This is a genomic window from Actinosynnema sp. NPDC049800 (genome assembly GCF_040656635.1).
GTDB lineage: Bacteria > Actinomycetota > Actinomycetes > Mycobacteriales > Pseudonocardiaceae > Actinosynnema.
The window spans coordinates 75,856-93,476 of sequence record NZ_JBFAMT010000002.1; the positions used below are offsets into that span (position 1 = coordinate 75,856).

Sequence of the window (17,621 nt, forward strand, 5' to 3'; positions counted from 1 at the left end):
TTTTTCCAACCGCTTGGGGGGGTTTTTTATTGTGGGGGGGCCCCGGGGGGGCGCGGCCGGGCGGCCCCCCCAACCCCCCAATACCCCCCTGATTGCACCCACGTGAACAAGCACCTGGTTGCGGCAGAAGTCTCTTACGGATCGCGTATACCTGTCCAGGGAAATCCATCAAGATCTTCGGATAATTTCAGCACGAACTGCGGTCAAGTTCAGTACAACTAATCGGTAGAACATCACGCCCCGACCCGAGAGGCCCTGCATGTCGACCTCGGCGCAACTGCTCCTGCCCGCGGGCAACCAGCTCAGCAGGCTCCTGCACACCTCACCCTTGCTGATGGACACCACGTTGGACCAGCTCAGGACCTTGATCGCGGTGTACGAGACGCGATCGGCACTGCGCGCGGCCCGCGTGCTCGGCCGTGAGCAGTCCAGTGTGCAGAAGCAGATCGACACGCTCAACCGCAACTTCAAGTCGTTGTGCGGGGAGCCGCTGGTCGTCAAGCAGGGCCGGGGAAAAGACGTGCTGATCACCCAGACCGGCGAGGCGCTGGTCGAATTGGCGCGCACCACCCTGACCGAGTGGCTGGATTCGATTCACGAGTGCCGCCGCAAGCTCGGCACCACGGTCACCGTCGGCACGACGCGGTTCATGCTCGACTCGCTGGCCAAGGCGTGGCACCACGTGGCGGACGACTTCCGCCGGCGTGACGTGGAGCTGAAGGTCGTGCACATCCGCACCAAGGACATCTGGAAGAGCCTGGAGTCCAAGGAGGTCGACATCGTGTGCGGCAGCGTGGTGACGCACGCGGGCCGCAACAGCGGGGTCGAGGACTTCGACGTGATCGAGTGGCGGCGCGGCGGGTTGGCGCTGCTCACGAACCTGCCGGAGAGCCGGCTCGGCGCGAGCGTCGGCACCGGGGAGTTGCCGAAGCTGCCGCTGGTCGTGCCCGGTGACGGGTTGATCGCGGAATTCCTGCGCGGCTGGTTCGGATCGGACTACCGGAACGAATTGGACATCGCGGCGGAGATCGACGAGATCCAGTACGGCATGTCGCTGCTGCGGTCCGGGCTGGTCGAGGGCTGCATGATCGTCACGTCCGGCCTCGGCGTGGTCGCCGCCAACAACGAGCTGCGCGAGGGGTCGGGCCTGCGGGTGGTCGCCCTGACGAACGACCGCAAACCGCAGCTGGAGCGCTTGGTCGGGGTCTTCGCCCGCAAGGACGAGCGGGCGAAGTTCCCGGCCGACCACCCGTTGAACCTGCTGTGGGCAGCGTTCCAGCGGGAGGTGTCGGACTAGCGGTGCGGCCTAACGCGCCGGGTCCGCCGGGCGTTCCTCACGGCGCCGTTGGGCTTGGCGCACCAGCCACTCCAGTCCGGTGAGAGGCTTCGGCTCCTGAGGCTTCTGCCGTTCCACGGGCTCCTCCTGCTCCTGTTGCGGTTGGGGCGACGGACGCTGGGCGTCGAGGTCGTTCATGGCGCGCTCCCTACCTTGGTCGACAGCGAGTGCCGTCGATCGGAGCACCGACCGGGGTCGGTCCGCTAGAGCGATCAGCCCTATGGGTGACAGCGGACGGTTCAGCGCCGGCCGGTGGCCACGGCGTCGCCGTAGCGCTCGGCGTACCGGGTGGGCGTCTCGCCGACCATGGCGGTGAAGTCGCGGACGAAGTGCGGTTGGTCGGCGTAGCCGAGGTCGGCCGCCAGCGCCGCCCAGTCGATCCGGCCGCCGGCCTCCATGCGCTCGGTCACCTCGCGCAGGCGGTAGCGGCGGATCACCCACTTCGGGCCGACGCCGACGTGCTCGGCGAACAGGCGTTGCAGCTGCCGGACGCTGCCGCCGACCTCGCGGGCCAGCACGTCCACCCGCGTCATCAGGGGGTCGCGGATGATCCGCTCGACGATCTCCACCGCCTCCGCCGCCCTCGGGTCCGGTTCGGGCAGGTTGCGGCGGAGCAGGGCCTCCACGGCGTCGAGGTCGGCGTGGGCGGGCAGGTCGGCGAAGACGGTCTCGGCGGGGACGGTCCGGTCGGTGAGCGACTGGACCGGCGCGCCGAGGAACGGCCGGAAGGCGCCGGGGCGGAAGGCGACGCCGAACACCCGGCCCGCGCCGTCGAGCTCCTTGAACACGTGCCCGCTGGACACGCCGGCGATCACGGCGCCGCCCTCGTGGAACGTCAGGTGCACGTTCGGGTAGGGCACGATCAGCTGGCGGTACGGCCGGTCGTAGCGCCACCGCACCACCCAGTACCGCGCCACGTGCGCGGCCAGGTCGGGCGAGGGCTGGTGGAACTCGTGGCTCTGGTGCCGCTGCCACGCCAACTCGCGCTCGTCCCTCGTCACGGTCGCGAGGGTATGTCGCCTTTGTTCAATACACCCGCGGCGACCGTTCCTACGGTGGGCGGCATGTCCCGTGAGCAGTTGATCGACAAAGCCGTGGCGACCGCGTTGGAGGTCGTCGGGAACATCAAGCCCGACCAGTTGGGCGCGCCGACGCCGTGCGCCGAGTTCGACGTCCGCAAGCTCGTCAACCACCTGCTGTTCTGGGGGCCGTCGCTGAACGCCTCCGCGCGCAAGGCGCCCGTGCCGCCGCCCGCCGCCTCGGACGCGGACGTCGACCTCACCGGGGGCGACTGGGCCGCGGACCTGGGCGACTTGCTGCGCGACCGCGCCGTCGCGTGGGGCGAGCCGTCGGCCTGGACCGGCACGACGACGATGGGCGGCCCGCAGGAGACGCCGGCCGGAATGATCGGCGCGATGGTGCTGGGCGAGACGGTCGTGCACACGTGGGACCTGGCCAAGGCCACGGGCCAGGCGCCGTCGTGGGACGGGGACGTGCTGGAGTTCGTCCACGCCGACCTCGTCCTGACCGCGTCGATGGGACGCGACATGGGCCTCTTCGGCCCCGAGGTGCCCGTGCCGTCGGACGCGCCCCTGATCGCGCGAATCGTCGGCCTGACGGGCCGCACGCCGTAGCTCCGACCGCGTGATGTTCGCGCTGGTCAGGCGGCCAGATGCCGGCTGACCAGCGCGAAGTCGAAGGGGATCAGTCCCGCAGTTCCATCGTGCAGCACTTCGGGCCGCCGCCGGACTTGCGGAGTTCCGAGATGTCGACGAAGACCGGTTCGAAGCCGCGGTGGGCGACCTGGTCCGCCAGCGCGGTCGCCTCGACCGGCAGGATCACGTGGCGGCCGTCGGAGACCGCGTTCAGGCCCAGGCAGGCGGCGTCCTCGGCGGTCGCGATGACGGCGTCCGGGAACAGGCGGCGCAGGACGCGGCGGCTGCCCGGGGAGAAGGCGTCGGGGTAGTAGGCGATCAGGTCGTCCGCCAGGACGAACAGGGCCACGTCCAGGTGGTAGTAGCGGGGGTCGGTCAGTTGCAGGGAGATGACCGGCACGCCCAGGGTCTCCTGGGCCTCCGAGTGGGCCAGGGGGTCCGTGCGGAAGCCCGTGCCGGCCAGCAGGTACTTGCCGGTCCAGGTGAAGTCGCCCTCGGCCTCGTTCGTGCGCTCCGGCATGACGACGTCGCGGTAGCCGTTGGCCAGGAACCAGCGGCGGAAGTGGTCGGCTTCCGCGGCGCGCTGGGGCGCGCGGAAGCGGGAGCCGAGGACCTGGCCGTCGATGACCGTGCCGGAGTTGGCCGAGAAGACCATGTCCGGCAGCCCCGGCTGCGGCTCGATGGTCTCGACCTCGTGCCCGAGGCGCTCGTAGGTCTCCTTCAGGGCCGTCCACTGCTCCATCGCCAACGACGTGCTGATCGGCTGCGTGGGGTCCATCCACGGGTTGATCGCGTACTCCACCGTGAAGTACGCGGGCGGGCACATGAGGTACCGACGGGTGGTCGGCACGCGCACCTGCGCGGCGGACGTGGCGACGTCGAGCACGATCGGCTCGTCACCGGGGCCCGCGAAGGAAACCGAGGTCATGGATCGAAATGTAGATTGCCGTCTGACCCTCGAACAACGCCGCGATATTGCGTCTTCTAGGGCAGAATGTTGCGTGTGGACACGATCGACCAGCGAATCATTTCGCGCCTGATGGCGAACGCCCGCTCCAGCTACGCCGACATCGGCAAGGAGGTGGGCCTGTCCGCACCCGCGGTGAAGCGGCGGGTGGACAAGTTGCTGGACACGGGCGTCCTGCGCGGCTTCACCGCCGTCGTCGACCCCGAGCAGCTCGGCTGGGGCACGGAGGCGTTCGTCGAGGTGCACTGCCGCGGCAACGTCGCGCCGCACGACATCCAGCAGCGCTTGGAGCCGATGCCCGAGGTCCGCGCCGCCTACACCGTCTCCGGCGCGGCGGACGCCATCGTGCACCTGCGCGCGGCGAACATCCACCACCTGGAGACCGCGCTGGAACGGCTGCGGGCCGTCGAGATCATCGACCGCACCGTCTCGACCGTAGTGCTGTCCCGACTCTTGGACCGCCCGCCGGCACCTTAGAGTCGCGCGCATGGCCGAAGTGCTCCTGCAACGCTCCGACCGCGTGGCGGTCATCACCGTGCACGACCCCGAACGCCGCAACGCGCTCACGCTCGACCTCTCCGACCAGCTCGTGGCCGCCGTCCGGACCTGCGAGGACGACGCGGACGTGCACGCCGTCGTGATCACGGGCGCGCCACCGGCGTTCTGCGCGGGCGCCGACCTCACCGCGCTGGGCGAGGCCCGGGAAGAGGGCCTGCGGCGCATCTACGCCGGGTTCCTCGCGGTGGCCGGCTGCGCGCTGCCCACGATCGCGGCGGTCGGCGGCGCGGCGGTCGGCGCGGGCCTCAACCTGGCGCTGGCGTGCGACGTGCGCCTGGTCAACGCGAACGCGAAGTTCGACGCGCGGTTCCTCCAGCTCGGCATCCACCCCGGCGGCGGGATGACGTGGATGCTGCACCGGCTCGCCGGCCCCCAGACCGCGACCGCGATGACCCTGTTCGGCCAGGTTTTGCCCGCGGACGCGGCGGTATCCCACGGGCTGGCCTGGGCGAAGGTCGACGGCGGGCACGACGAGCTGGTCGCCGCCGCGGTCGAGTTCGCGCGTCCGTCGGCCGACGCCCCGCGCGACCTGGTCCGCACGATCAAGGCGTCCATGCGCACCACCGCGACCCTCGCCGACCACGCCCAGGCCGTGGACACCGAGCTGACGCCCCAGGTGGCCTCGATCGCCACGCCGGAGTTCCAGGCCAAGCTCGCCGCGATGAAGGCCCGGATCAGCAGCCGCGACTGACCTGGACAGCCGGCCCGAATAACTGTAACTTCGAGTAACAGTTACCGGCCGGTACTACTCGGATACTGCCCAGTTCGCGCCCCGCGCACCTGGTGGGACGTACCGTCCCGCACAGTGGTACAGGAGAAACCGGCTCCCGCGCGGGCACGACTACCCTCGCGGAGGGGCACGGGGGCAGCAGCCCTCGGGCGTTGTGAGGAAAGGGATCGGCGTAGGACATGACTACCGACGTTGGTAACGGCGCCGCGCCAGGTGGCTCGCCGGACAAGACCGGCACGGTCCGCAAGCTCGACCGCGTGGTGATCCGGTTCGCCGGCGACTCCGGCGACGGCATGCAGCTGACGGGTGACCGCTTCACCTCGGAAGCCGCCGCCTTCGGCAACGACCTCGCCACCCAGCCGAACTTCCCGGCCGAGATCCGGGCGCCACAGGGCACGCTCCCCGGCGTCTCCAGCTTCCAGCTGCACTTCGCCGACTACGACATCCTCACCCCCGGCGACCGCCCCGACGTGCTGGTGGCGATGAACCCGGCGGCGCTCAAGGCGAACATCGACGACCTGCCCAAGGGCGGGATCCTGATCGTCAACACCGACGAGTTCACCAAGCGCAACCTGGTCAAGGTCGGCTACGCGGCCGACCCCCTCGAGGACAACTCCCTCACCGAGGCCTACCAGGTGCACAAGGTCGCGATGGCCACGCTGACCATCGGCGCCCTGGAGAACACCGGCCTCGGCAAGAAGGACGCGGAACGGGCGAAGAACATGTTCGCCCTCGGCCTGCTGTCCTGGATGTACCACCGGCCCACCGAGGGCACCGAGCGGTTCCTCCGCGAGAAGTTCGCCAAGAAGCCCGACATCGCCGAGGCCAACGTGCTGGCGTTCCGGGCGGGCTGGAACTACGGCGAGACCACCGAGTCCTTCGCGGTCACCTACGAGGTCGCGCCCGCCAAGCTCGACCAGGGCACCTACCGCCAGATCACCGGCAACACCGCGCTCGCCTACGGCCTCGTCGCCGCAGGCCAGCAGTCCGGGCTGCCCCTGGTGCTGGGCACGTACCCGATCACGCCGGCGTCGGACATCCTGCACGAGCTGTCCAAGCACAAGAACTTCGGCATCACGACGTTGCAGGCCGAGGACGAGATCGCGGGCATCGGCGCCGCGCTCGGCGCGTCCTACGGCGGCGCGCTCGGCGTGACGTCGACGTCCGGCCCCGGTGTGGCCCTGAAGTCGGAGACCATCGGCCTGGCCGTGATGACCGAGCTGCCGCTGATCGTCATCGACGTGCAGCGCGGCGGCCCGTCCACCGGCCTGCCGACCAAGACCGAGCAGGCCGACCTGCTCCAGGCGATGTTCGGCCGCAACGGCGAGTCGCCGGTCGCGATCGTCGCGCCGCGGTCGCCCTCGGACTGCTTCGACGCCGCGCTGGAGGCCGCGCGCATCGCGCTGGTCTACCGCACGCCCGTGCTGCTGCTGTCCGACGGCGCGATCGCCAACGGCTCCGAGCCGTGGCTCATCCCGGACGTGGCCGACCTGCCCGACCTGCGCGTGGCGTTCGCCACCGAGCCGAACGCGCCGGACGGCACGTTCTGGCCGTACCTGCGCGACCCGGAGACGCTGGCGCGGCCGTGGGCGGTGCCAGGCACGGCCGGCCTGCAGCACCGCATCGGCGGGCTGGAGAAGGCCGACGGCACCGGCAACATCTCCTACGACCCGGCCAACCACGACTACATGGTGCGGCTGCGGCAGCGCAAGATCGACGGCATCGAGGTGCCCGACGTCGAGGTGGACGACCCGTCCGGTGAGGCGCGCGTGCTCGTCGTCGGCTGGGGCTCGTCCTACGGCCCGATCGGCGCGGCGGCGCGGCGGGTGCGCAAGCTGGGCATGCCGGTGGCGCACGCCCACCTGCGGCACCTCAACCCGTTCCCGAAGAACCTCGGCGACGTGCTCGCCCGGTACGACCGGGTCGTCGTGCCGGAGATGAACCTCGGCCAGCTGGCGCTGCTGCTGCGCGCCAAGTACCTGGTCGACGCGATCAGCTACACGAAGGTGCAAGGCCTGCCGTTCAAGGCCGAAGAGCTTCAGGACGTGCTCGCCGACGTGATCAAGGGAGTGTCCGAATGACGGCGACGGAACTGGGCTTGCCGACCGTTGGTGGGCTGGTCGGCGTGCCCACGGCGGACGAGCCGCAGAAGGCCAAGGACTACAAGTCGGACCAGGAGGTCCGCTGGTGCCCCGGCTGCGGCGACTACGTGGTGCTCAACGCCGTGCAGTCGTTCCTGCCCACGCTCGGCCTCAAGCGCGAGAACATCGTGTTCGTCTCGGGGATCGGCTGCTCGTCGCGGTTCCCGTACTACATGAACACCTACGGCATGCACTCCATCCACGGGCGCGCGCCGGCCATCGCGACCGGCCTGGCCGTGGCCCGGCCGGACCTGTCGGTGTGGGTGGTCACCGGTGACGGCGACGCGCTGTCCATCGGCGGCAACCACCTGATCCACACGCTGCGCCGCAACGTGAACCTCAAGATCCTGCTGTTCAACAACCGGATCTACGGCCTGACCAAGGGCCAGTACTCGCCGACGTCCGAAGAGGGCAAGGTCACCAAGTCCACCCCGTTCGGCTCGCTGGACCACCCGTTCAACCCGGTGTCGCTGGCGCTGGGCGCGGAGGCCACGTTCGTCGGCCGCGCGGTCGACTCGGACCGGGCGGGGCTGACCGAGGTGCTGCGGCAGGCGGCCGAGCACCGCGGGTCGGCGCTGGTCGAGATCTACCAGAACTGCCCGATCTTCAACGACGGCGCGTTCGACGTGCTCAAGGACGCCGACGAGGCCGCGCGCCGGATCATCAACGTGGTCGACGGGCAGCCGATCACGTTCGGCAACGGCGAGTACGCCGTGGTCCGGGAGGGCTTCGGCCTGGCCGTGGCCAAGTCGGCGGACGTCTCGCCGGAGGACGTCGTGGTGCACGACGCGTCGGACCTGAACCTGGCGTTCGCGCTGTCGCGGCTGTCGACGCAGGACCTCCAGCACACCGTCACCGGCGTGTTCCGCAACACCGCGCGGACCACGTACGACGACGCCGCGCGGGAGCAGGTGGAGCAGGCCAAGGCCGCGAAGCCCGCGGACCTGCGCGCGCTGCTGCACGGCAAGGACACCTGGACCGTGGCCGGCTAGAACGCCACCCACGACGACGAAGACCCCCTGTTCCGCCTCCCGGAACAGGGGGTCTTCGCGCTTTCCCTCCCCAGGGAAGCCGTGGCTACGGAGCCTGGCGGAAGCCCGCCTTCTCCGCGTCCGTCGTGGTGCGGAACCAGACGTCCGCGCGCGTCTCGCGGAAGTTCGCCGACTCGTTGGTGAAGTACCGGCGGCCGGTCAGGGTCGCCTTGACCTGGAACTCCGGCGCGGGGGCCAGGCCGTCGGACTTCGGCAGCACGGAGCCGGGGCCGAACGGCGAGCGCGGGTTGAAGCCCTCCTGCTGGCCCTGGAAGCGGGTGCTGCCGGCCGCGGGCTGCCGACCGCCGGTGCTCGGGCTGAACCCGACCGGGCGCGGGCGCACCGGGCGCGGTGGCGGCGGCGTGATCGGCTTCGGCGCGAGCGGCGCGGGCGAGGGCGTGCGCGGGGCGCCGGCGGGACGGGTGGGCCGCTGCGGCAGGCCGGTCGGGTTCATCGGCAGCGGGTTGCCGGCCAGCAGCTCGGGCGAGAGCGTCGGCACGAACGGCTGGTCGTTGCCGGACGACGCGGGCGCCGGGCGTGGCTGCTCGGGCTCCGGCTCCTCGCCGTCGTCCGCCAGCGGCTCGAACAGGCTGCGCGGCCGTGCCGGCTCGTCCTTCTTCGGCTCCGGCTTCGGCGCGGGCTTCTCGGCCGACCGGGTGGGCAGGGGCTGCTCGGCGGGCGGCGGGACGAACGTCGGCTCGAACGCCGGCGGCTCCGCCACCTCGGGCTCGGCGGCCGGTGCGGCGGTCGGCCGGGGCGTGGCGGCTTGGGGCGCGGCGGCGGGCTCGGGGGCGCGCGGCGGCTCGGCGACCTCGGGCTCCGGCTCCACCGGCGCGGAGTCGGCCACGGCGCGGATGACGTCGGTCTGCGGGCCTTCTTCTTCGCGGACGTCGTCGGCCGGGCGCGCGACGGGCTCGGCGAGGCGGGGGTCGACCGGGCGCACCTCGGTCAGGGCCTCGGTCGGCCGCGCGTCGGTCCGCGACAGCTGGTTCAGGAATGCCTCGTCGCTGGACGTCGGGCTCGTGGCCTGCTCGGACAGCTCACCACGCGCCGACTCGACGTCCACCGGCGCGAAGTGGCCGGTGAGGTCGTGCTCGGGCCACACCTGCGGCTCGGGCTCCTCGGTCCGCCGCTGCTCGCCGTCCACCTCGGCGATGGCCTGCGCCAGCGCGGTGGCCGGGATGAGCGCCGTCTCCTCGGCAGCGCCGGGCCTGGGCTCCGGCTCGTCCTCCTCCTCGTGGCCGGCGGTGTCCACGTCCTCGTCGTAGACCTCGCGGACGGGCTCCTCGCGCCACACCTCGCGCGGCTGGAAGACCTCGACCTCCGGCGGCGCGGTCGGCTCCTCCTGCCGGGGCGCGACCTCGGCGACCGGCGCGGCGGGCACCGCCGGCATCAGGTGCGTCGTCTCGGCGGGCAGCTCGGGCTCGTCGTCGGGCGCGTAGGACCGCGGCCGGGGCTCCAGCGCCTCCCGGTCGTCCTCGCCCGGCGTCAGCCGCTCGAACAGGCTGCGGGGCGGCTCGGCGTCGTGCTCGGGGAAGTCGTGCTGCTCCTCGAAGTCGGACAACGGCCGGTGCTCGTCGTCCAGCTCCTCCAGCAGCGAGTCGCGCTGGTCGAGCTTCAGGTTCGTCACGTCGTAGCGGGCCGGCTCGGGCGGCGCGTCGAACCGGGCGTGCTCGGCGGCGGGCTCGTACCGCGGCGCGGCCGGGGTCAGCACGTCGTCGGCCAGCGACCGGGACGCCTCGACGTGCCAGTTGTCGAACTCGTCACCCGCGTCGGCCCTCGGCGCGACCGAGCTGCCCGAGGTCGAGCCGGTGGCGGGGCGGGGCGACGTGAGGAGGCGTTCCTCCAGGTCTTCCAGCTCCCGCTTCGCCGGACGCACCAGGACCAGCCAGGTGAGTGCGACGCCTGCCACGAAGGACAGCAGGCTCCACAGCCACACCTGCCCGAAGAGCGAACTCACGGGAGACCCTCCCACTGCTGCTTGTCACACACCCCGACACGCTCCGCTTCCAAGCCTTCACCCGGAAGGGGAAGCGGTGCAAAACTACCCTGACCGCCGGGTCCGGCGCGTGGGGCCGGCCGGACCTGTGGTCAGGTATCGATAGTAGGCCACCTGGAGCAACTGACCAGCCAAAACGGCCGCGTACAGTAGTCCGGGTGCCGCCGTTGACCTCTGCCTCCACTGCCACGACGGATGTCGACCGCACGAGCCGTGGGATGGCGTTCGGCGTCGGCGCGTACCTCCTCTGGGGCATCGTGCCCGCGTACTGGCCGCTGCTGCAGCCGGCCGGTTCCGTGGAGATCCTGGCACACCGCATCGCGTGGTCGCTGGTCGTGATGGTGGTCATCACCGCCGTGCTCGGCCGTTGGGCGGGCATCCGGAGGCTGTCGGCGCGCGGCTGGGCGATGGTGGCCGCGGCGTCCGTGCTCATCGCGGTCAACTGGGGCGTCTACATCCACGCGGTCAACACCTCGCACGTCGTCGAGGCCGCGCTCGGCTACTTCATCAACCCGCTGGTGAGCGTGCTGCTCGGGGTGTTCGTCCTGCGCGAACGGCTGCGCCTGCCGCAGTACGCCGCGCTGGCCATCGCGGTGGCCGCGGTCGTCGTGCTGGCGGTGGACTACGGCAGGCTGCCGTGGATCTCGCTGGTGCTGGCCTGCTCGTTCGGCGTCTACGGGCTGCTGAAGAAGACGGTGCCGCTGGACGCGACGGCCAGCCTGACCGCGGAGAGCATCGTGCTCGCGCCGATCGCGGTCGGGTACCTGGTCTGGCTGGGCCCGGCAGGGACCTTCCACTCGGGCGGGTGGGGTCACGCGCTGTGGCTGGTCTCGGCCGGGCTGGTCACGGCCGTCCCGCTGATCCTGTTCGGCGCGGGCGCCCGGCTCGTGCCGCTGGTGACCATGGGGATGCTGCAGTACCTGGCGCCCGTGCTCCAGTTCGCGTGGGGCGTGTTCGTGATGCACGAGCCGATGCCGGCGTCGCGCTGGTTCGGGTTCGCCCTGGTCTGGGTGGCCCTGGCCATCTTCACCGCGGACACCGTCCGCACCCGCCGCCGCCTCCCCCTCCCCGACCTGACCTGACCCGCGTTCCGGAAGTAGGGCACGCGGGTCAGTGGGAGCGGGTGACGACGTACTCGCTCACGGATTCGAGGGCGTCGCGGGCCGTGCCGGCGGGCAGGACGCCCAGGGTGGCGCGGGCGCGGGCGGCGTAGTCGTCCAGGGTCTGGCGGGCCCGCTGGAGGCCCGTGGAGGCGCGGAGGAGGGTCAGGGCCTCGTCCACCTCGGCGTCGTCGGTGATGGGGCCGGCCAGGAGCTTCGCCAGGCGTGAGTCCGGCTCGTCCTGCAGGGCGTAGAGCATGGGGAGGGTCTTGACGCCCTCGCGCAGGTCCGTGCCGGGCGTCTTGCCCGACTCCTCCGACGGCGAGGCGATGTCGATGACGTCGTCGGAGATCTGGAACGCCGCCCCGATCACGTCGCCGTACGACTGCAGCGCCTCGACCTGCTCCGGCGTGACGTCGGAGAACATCGCGCCGAACCGCGCCGCCGTGGCGATCAGCGAACCGGTCTTCTCCGCGATCGTGGTCAGGTAGTGCGCGACCGGGTCCTCACCGGCCCGCGGGCCCATCGTCTCGCGCATCTGGCCGGTCACCAGCTCGGAGAACGTCTCCGCGATGATCCGCGCCGCACCCGTGCCCAGGTCCGCGACCAGCGCCGACGCGTGCGCGAACAGGTAGTCGCCGGTCAGGATCGCGATGCTGTTGTCCCACTTCGCGTTGGCCGACTCCGCGCCGCGGCGCATCGTGGCCTCGTCCATCACGTCGTCGTGGTACAGGGTGGCGAGGTGGGTCAGCTCGACCACCGCCGCCGCCTTGATCACGCTCTCCCGGTCCCACGTGCCGCCGAACTGGGCGGACAGGATGGTGAACAGCGGGCGGATGCGCTTGCCGCCCGCGGACACCAGGTGCAAGGACGTCTCCATCACCGGGTGGAACTCGCTCTGCACGACCTTGTGCAAGAGCTCTTCCACCTCGGCCAGCCCGTCCTGAACCACCTCCGCGAGCACGGGGTCCGCAAACCGGAACCCCGTCCCCGCCCGCTCGCTACTGGTCACGGCTACAGAGCCTACGTACCACTAGAAGATGAACGTGCCGGCACCCGCCCAATCGAGCGCGAACGACGGGAAGACGCCGAGCACGAGCGTGATCGCCGCACCCAGGGTGATGGCCACCGTGGTGAACGCGCCGGGCACGCTCACCGTCGGGCCGTCCGCCGCGGGCTCGCTGAAGTACATCAGCACGATCACCCGCAGGTAGAAGAACGCCGCCACCGCCGAGGCCACCAGGGCGATCACGACCAGCGGCACCATCTCGGCCTCGACGGCCGCCGCGAACACCACGAACTTGCCGACGAACCCGCTGGTCAGCGGCAGGCCGGCCAACGCGAGCAGCAGGAACGTGAACACGCCCGCCACCACCGGCGACCGCTTGGCCAGACCCGCCCACTGGGACAGGTGGGTGGCCTCGCCGTCGCCGTTGCGCACCAGGCTGACGATGCCGAACGCGGCGATCGTGGTGAAGCCGTAGGCCATCAGGTAGAACATCGTGCCGGACAGGCCCTGGTCGTTCAGCGAGATCGCGCCGATCAGCAGGAAGCCCGCGTGCGCCACCGAGGAGTACGCGATCATCCGCTTCACGTCGGTCTGGGTCAGGCCGAGGACCGCGCCGATCACCATGGACGCGATGGCCACGCCCCACAGCACGCCGTTCCACTCCCAGCTCGACCGCTCGAACGCGCCGTAGAGCACGCGCAGGATGCCGCCGAACGCGGCGACCTTCGTGCACGCCGCCATGAACGCCGTCACCGGCGTGGGCGAGCCCTGGTAGACGTCCGGCGTCCAGGCGTGGAACGGGCCGACGGAGGCCTTGAACAGCAGGCCCACGATGAGCAGGCCGAAGCCCGCGTAGAGCAGCGTGTCGGACCGGTCGGTGGCCGTGGTGGCGGTCGCGATGTCGGACAGCTTCACGGAGCCCGCGAAGCCGTACAGCAGGGCCACGCCGTACAGGAAGAACGCCGACGCGAACGCGCCGAGCAGGAAGTACTTCACCGCGGCCTCCTGCGACAGCAGGCGGCGACGGCGGGCCAGGCCGCACATCAGGTACAGCGGCAGCGACAGCACTTCCAGCGCGATGAACATGGTGAGCAGGTCGTTCGCCGCGACGAAGGTCATCATCCCGCCGAGCGCGAACAACGTCAGCGGGAAGACCTCGGTCTGCATCTCCCGGCGGCGCAGCTGCTCGCGCACGCCGACCGGCGCGCCGGGCAGGATCGAGGCGTCCGCGACGAACGCGCCGCCCGGCTCGACCGACCGGTCCGCGATGAGCAGCACCGCGCCGAGGCCCAGGAGCAGCAGCGTGCCCCACAGGAAGATCACCGGGCGGTCGACCGCGATCGTGCCCGACAGCGTCAGCTTGCCCTGCTCGAGGGTGCTCTCCGCGGACGCGTACCAGGCCAGCCCGGCGCCCGCCGCGGCGAGCGTGAGCAGGGTCAGCACGACCTGCGCCGCCCACCGCTGCGCCTTGGGCAGGAACGCCTCGAACAGCACGCTGAGGCAGGCCGCGCCGAGCACGATCAGCAACGGTGCGACGGCCCCGTAGTCGATCTCCGGGGCTTGCAGCCGCTCCACTTGCGAGAGGAACGTCGTCACGTCACTTGCCTTCCTGCGCGACCGGGTCGGCCACCCCGACCTCGCTGAGCGTCGCCCCGACGGACGGGGTGATCACGTCCAACACCGGCTTCGGGTAGAAGCCGAGCACCAGGATCAGTGCCACCAGCGGCGCGAGCACGGCCAGTTCGCGCTTGTTCAGGTCCGGCACGGCGGCCTTCTCCGGGTCGACCGCCGCACCGGGGCCGCCGACCAGGTTGAGCATCGCGGTGCCGCGCACGGGGCCCTGGAAGACCCGCTGGTACAGCCACAGGACGTACAGCGCGGCCAGGACCATGCCGACGGCGGCCAGGATCGTGTAGACCGGCTCGTTCGGGTAGGAGCCGATGAGCACCAGGAACTCGCTCACGAACGAGTTGGTGCCCGGCAGCGCCAGCGACGACAGGCCGGCCACGAAGAACAGCCCGCCGAGCACCGGGGTCAGCTTGGCCATGCCGCCGTAGTCCTCGATCAGGCGCGAACCGCCGCGGGCCATCACCATGCCGACGACCAGGAACAACATGCCGGTCGAGATGCCGTGGTTGACCATGTAGAGCACCGCGCCCGCGCCGGCCTGCGAGCTGAACGCGAAGATGCCCAGCGCGATGAAGCCGAAGTGCGCGATCGAGGTGTAGGCCACGAACCGCTTCATGTCGGACTGGCCCACGGCGAGCAGCGAGCCGTACAGGATGCCGACCACGGCCAGGACCAGCACGACCGGCGCGAGCTCCTTGCTGGCCGCCGGGAACAGCGGCAGGCAGTAGCGCAGGAAGCCGAACGTGCCGATCTTGTCCAGGATGCCGACCAGCAGCACGCCCGCGCCGACCGGCGCTTCCGCACCGGCGTCGGGCAGCCAGGTGTGCAGCGGCACCAGCGGCGCCTTGATCGCGAACGCGACGAAGAAGCCGAGGAACAGCCAGATCTGGGTGGACAGCGGCAGGTCGCGGGTGACCGTGACCAGCGTGGCCCAGTCGAACGTGCCCTGGCCGATCTCGTCCGCGCTGACCACGTACAGGCCGATCACCGAGGCCAGCATGATCAGGCCGCCGAGCAGCGAGTACAGGAAGAACTTCATCGCCGCGTACTGCCGGTTCGGCCCGCCGAAGCGGCCGATCAGGAAGTACATCGGGACGAGCACGGCCTCGAAGAACACGTAGAACACGAACACGTCGGTGGCCGCGAAGACACCGACCATGCCGGTCTGCATGGCCAGCAGCAGCGCGAAGAACCCGCCCGCGCTGCGGCCCTCGGGCAGCTTGTCCGCCCACGAGCCGCCGATGACGACCGGCACCAGGAACGCGATCAGCGCGATCATCACCAGCGCGATGCCGTCCACGCCGAACGACAGGTGCACGCCGAAGGCCGGGATCCACTCGGCCGAGCTGGTCAGCTGCAGCCGGTCGCCGCCCGGGTCGAACGCCGTCCACGCCAGCACCGCCAGGCCCAGCTCCACCAGCGAGAACGCCAGCGCGACCGACTTGGCCAACCGGTCGTTGCCCCGCAGGAACGCCACCACCAGGCTGCCGACGAGCGGCAGCAGGAGCAGCGCGATCAGCGTCCAGCTCACGAGAACCTCACCATCAGCAGCGCGCCCAGGACGAAGACCGCACCCAGGAGCATGGAGAGCGCGTACGAGCGCACGAACCCGGTCTGCAGCCTGCGCAGCCGGCCCGAGCTACCGCCCAGCAGCGCCGCCGACCCGTTGACCAGGCCGTCGACGCCCTTGTTGTCCACGAACACCAGCGCGCGGGTGAGCCAGGTGCCCGGCCGCGCGAACAGCGCCTCGTTCAGCGCGTTGCCGTACAGGTCGGCACGCGCGGCGCGGACCGGGAACGACACCCGCGCCGGCCGTTCCACCGGCTGCTCCCCGCGCAGGAAGAGCAGGAAGCCGAGCGCGGCGCCGAGCGCCGACAGGGCCAGCACCAGGATGTTCACCACGCCGTGGTCCAGCACGCCGTGCTGCTCCTGCAGCTCGCCCAGCGACGGCGTGAGCCAGCCCGCCAGGTTGTGGCCGGAGGAGAAGAACCAGCCCGCGCCGACCGAGCCGACCGCCAGCACGATCATCGGCAGCGTCATGCTGACCGGCGACTCGTGCGGGTGGTACTCGCGGCCGTCCGCGGAGCGCAGCTCGGTGTAGCGGGGCTTGCCCAGGAACACCAGGACGAACAGGCGGGTCATGTAGAACGCGGTCAGGCCCGCGCCCAGGGCGGCCACGCCGCCGAAGACCCAGCCGCGCCACCCCTCCATGCTGAACGCCGCCGCGATGATGGCGTCCTTGGAGAAGTAGCCGGACAGGAACGGGAAGCCGATGAGGGCCAGGTAGCCGAGCGTCCAGGTGACGAAGGTGATCGGCATCTTCTTCATCAGCCCGCCCATGCGGCGGATGTTGCCCTCGTCGTTCATGCCGTGCATGACCGAACCGGCGCCGAGGAACAGCCCGGCCTTGAAGAAGCCGTGCGTGAGCAGGTGCATGATGCCCAGCGCGTAGCCGATGGGGCCCAGGCCGACGGCCAGGATCATGTAGCCGATCTGGCTGACCGTCGAGTAGGCCAGCACCTTCTTGAAGTCGTCGTACGCGCAGCCGATGATGCAACCGATCAGCAGCGTGACGCCGCCGATGATCATCACGACCAGGCGGCCGTCGGCCGACAGGTTGTAGATCGGGTTGGAGCGGGCGATCAGGTACACGCCCGCGGTGACCATCGTGGCCGCGTGGATGAGGGCGGAGACCGGCGTCGGGCCCGCCATCGCGTCCGGCAACCACGCCTGGAGCGGGAACTGGCCCGACTTGCCGCACGCGCCGAGCAGCAGCAGCAACGTGATCGCCAGCACCTCGGCCGAGGAGAACTCGCCGACGCGGGCGAACACCTCGGTGTACTGGGTCGTGCCCAGGGTCTTGAACATGAGGAAGATGGCGATCGCCAGCCCCAGGTCGCCGACCCGGTTCATCAGGAACGCCTTCTTCGCGGCCGACGCGGCCTCCGGCTTGTGCTGGTACCAGCCGATGAGCAGGTACGACGCGAGGCCGACGCCCTCCCAGCCGAAGTACAGCGTCACGAAGCCGTTGCCGAGCACCAGCAGCAGCATCGCGGCGACGAAGAGGTTCAGGTAGCCGAAGAACTTCCGCCGCCCGGCCTCGTGCGCCATGTAGCCGATCGAGTAGATGTGGATCAGCGACCCGACACCGGTGATCAGCAGCACGAACGTCAGCGACAGCGGGTCGAGGCGCAGGCCGAACTCCACGTTCAGCGCTTCGACCGGGATCCAGTCGAACAGGTGCACCTCGGTGGTGCGCGCGTCCGGCGACAGCGCGACCGTGTCGAAGAACAGCGCGACCCCGTACGCGAACGCGGCGATCACGGTGGCGCAGCCCAGCAGGTGACCCCACTTGTCGGTGCGCTTGCCACCCACGAGCAACACGAGCGCGCCGAAGGCCGGCAGGGCTAGCAACAACCAGGCGAGACTGCCGATCCCGCTGGCGGCAACAGGTTCCGTCACCGTG

The 17,621-nt window shown here is 70.8% G+C and carries 14 protein-coding genes; 7 read left to right on the forward strand and 7 right to left on the reverse strand.

Translation table 11 applies throughout. From position 1 onward, the window contains the following. Positions 1-259 precede the first annotated feature (259 nt). A complete protein-coding gene (locus AB0I91_RS02965; RefSeq protein WP_498776453.1) occupies positions 260-1,297 on the forward strand; it encodes a LysR family transcriptional regulator in 1,038 nt (345 codons plus the stop codon). A gap of 278 nt (positions 1,298-1,575) precedes the next feature. On the opposite strand, the gene AB0I91_RS02970 is transcribed toward AB0I91_RS02965, so the two are convergent. Then, positions 1,576-2,337, reverse strand: a complete 762-nt coding sequence (locus AB0I91_RS02970) for a DUF6597 domain-containing transcriptional factor (RefSeq protein ID WP_499634953.1) — start codon at positions 2,335-2,337, stop codon at positions 1,576-1,578. 63 nt (positions 2,338-2,400) lie between these two features. Between AB0I91_RS02970 and AB0I91_RS02975 the strand changes: the two genes are divergently transcribed. Then, on the forward strand, positions 2,401-2,970 hold the full coding sequence (locus tag AB0I91_RS02975) for a TIGR03086 family metal-binding protein (protein ID WP_499634956.1): 570 nt from the start codon (positions 2,401-2,403) through the stop codon (positions 2,968-2,970). A gap of 70 nt (positions 2,971-3,040) precedes the next feature. Here AB0I91_RS02975 and ddaH read toward each other — a convergent pair whose 3' ends face one another. Next, entirely contained in the window at positions 3,041-3,919 is an 879-nt protein-coding gene (gene ddaH / locus AB0I91_RS02980; RefSeq protein WP_498776447.1) for a dimethylargininase, read from the reverse strand. Positions 3,920-3,994: 75 nt separating this feature from the next. On the opposite strand from ddaH, the gene AB0I91_RS02985 reads away from it, so the two are divergent. The 4 genes from AB0I91_RS02985 to AB0I91_RS03000 all read left to right on the forward strand — a co-directional run bounded on the left by AB0I91_RS02985 (position 3,995) and on the right by AB0I91_RS03000 (position 8,379). After that, complete coding sequence (locus tag AB0I91_RS02985; RefSeq protein WP_230566443.1) at positions 3,995-4,435, forward strand: Lrp/AsnC family transcriptional regulator; 441 nt, start codon at positions 3,995-3,997, stop codon at positions 4,433-4,435. Positions 4,436-4,445: 10 nt separating this feature from the next. Next, positions 4,446-5,207, forward strand: coding sequence for an enoyl-CoA hydratase (locus AB0I91_RS02990; protein WP_499634959.1), 762 nt, complete (start codon positions 4,446-4,448; stop codon positions 5,205-5,207). Between the two features lie 218 nt (positions 5,208-5,425). Further along, positions 5,426-7,327, forward strand: coding sequence for a 2-oxoacid:acceptor oxidoreductase subunit alpha (locus AB0I91_RS02995; protein WP_498776443.1), 1,902 nt, complete (start codon positions 5,426-5,428; stop codon positions 7,325-7,327). Beyond that, positions 7,324-8,379 carry a 2-oxoacid:ferredoxin oxidoreductase subunit beta gene (locus AB0I91_RS03000; RefSeq protein ID WP_498776441.1) on the forward strand — a complete coding sequence of 352 codons (1,056 nt, stop codon included), beginning with the start codon at positions 7,324-7,326 and terminating at the stop codon, positions 8,377-8,379. Before AB0I91_RS02995 ends, AB0I91_RS03000 begins: the two co-directional genes overlap by 4 nt. Before the next feature lie 85 nt (positions 8,380-8,464). Here the strand turns inward: AB0I91_RS03000 and AB0I91_RS03005 are convergent, their stop codons facing one another. Next, positions 8,465-10,378, reverse strand: a complete 1,914-nt coding sequence (locus AB0I91_RS03005; protein ID WP_499634962.1) for a sunset domain-containing protein — start codon at positions 10,376-10,378, stop codon at positions 8,465-8,467. 257 nt (positions 10,379-10,635) lie between these two features. Between AB0I91_RS03005 and rarD the strand changes: the two genes are divergently transcribed. Continuing rightward, positions 10,636-11,499: an EamA family transporter RarD gene (gene rarD / locus AB0I91_RS03010; RefSeq protein WP_498776437.1), complete on the forward strand. Its 864-nt coding sequence runs from the start codon at positions 10,636-10,638 to the stop codon at positions 11,497-11,499. 28 nt (positions 11,500-11,527) lie between these two features. Here rarD and AB0I91_RS03015 read toward each other — a convergent pair whose 3' ends face one another. From AB0I91_RS03015 to nuoL, 4 genes are read right to left on the reverse strand one after another with little or no spacing between them, the layout of a single operon-like run. Next, positions 11,528-12,529, reverse strand: a complete 1,002-nt coding sequence (locus AB0I91_RS03015; protein ID WP_498776435.1) for a polyprenyl synthetase family protein — start codon at positions 12,527-12,529, stop codon at positions 11,528-11,530. A gap of 21 nt (positions 12,530-12,550) precedes the next feature. Next, positions 12,551-14,122 (reverse strand): NADH-quinone oxidoreductase subunit NuoN, encoded by a 1,572-nt coding sequence (gene nuoN, locus AB0I91_RS03020; RefSeq protein ID WP_498776433.1) that lies wholly within the window; start codon positions 14,120-14,122, stop codon positions 12,551-12,553. 1 nt (position 14,123) lies between these two features. After that, positions 14,124-15,686 carry an NADH-quinone oxidoreductase subunit M gene (locus tag AB0I91_RS03025; protein ID WP_499634965.1) on the reverse strand — a complete coding sequence of 521 codons (1,563 nt, stop codon included), beginning with the start codon at positions 15,684-15,686 and terminating at the stop codon, positions 14,124-14,126. Next, positions 15,683-17,617: an NADH-quinone oxidoreductase subunit L gene (gene nuoL, locus AB0I91_RS03030; RefSeq protein ID WP_498776429.1), complete on the reverse strand. Its 1,935-nt coding sequence runs from the start codon at positions 17,615-17,617 to the stop codon at positions 15,683-15,685. The genes AB0I91_RS03025 and nuoL overlap by 4 nt, the downstream gene beginning before the upstream one ends. Positions 17,618-17,621 lie beyond the last annotated feature (4 nt).

Excerpts from the sequence above, each read along its gene's own strand:
- AB0I91_RS03000 (WP_498776441.1), top strand. The coding sequence starts at position 7,324 with ATGACGGCGACGGAACTGGGCTTGCCGACCGTTGGTGGGCTGGTCGGC.
- AB0I91_RS02990 (WP_499634959.1), top strand. The coding sequence starts at position 4,446 with ATGGCCGAAGTGCTCCTGCAACGCTCCGACCGCGTGGCGGTCATCACC.
- AB0I91_RS02965 (WP_498776453.1), top strand. The coding sequence starts at position 260 with ATGTCGACCTCGGCGCAACTGCTCCTGCCCGCGGGCAACCAGCTCAGC.
- rarD (WP_498776437.1), top strand. The coding sequence starts at position 10,636 with ATGGCGTTCGGCGTCGGCGCGTACCTCCTCTGGGGCATCGTGCCCGCG.
- AB0I91_RS02975 (WP_499634956.1), top strand. The coding sequence starts at position 2,401 with ATGTCCCGTGAGCAGTTGATCGACAAAGCCGTGGCGACCGCGTTGGAG.
- AB0I91_RS02995 (WP_498776443.1), top strand. The coding sequence starts at position 5,426 with ATGACTACCGACGTTGGTAACGGCGCCGCGCCAGGTGGCTCGCCGGAC.
- ddaH (WP_498776447.1), bottom strand. The coding sequence starts at position 3,919 with ATGACCTCGGTTTCCTTCGCGGGCCCCGGTGACGAGCCGATCGTGCTC.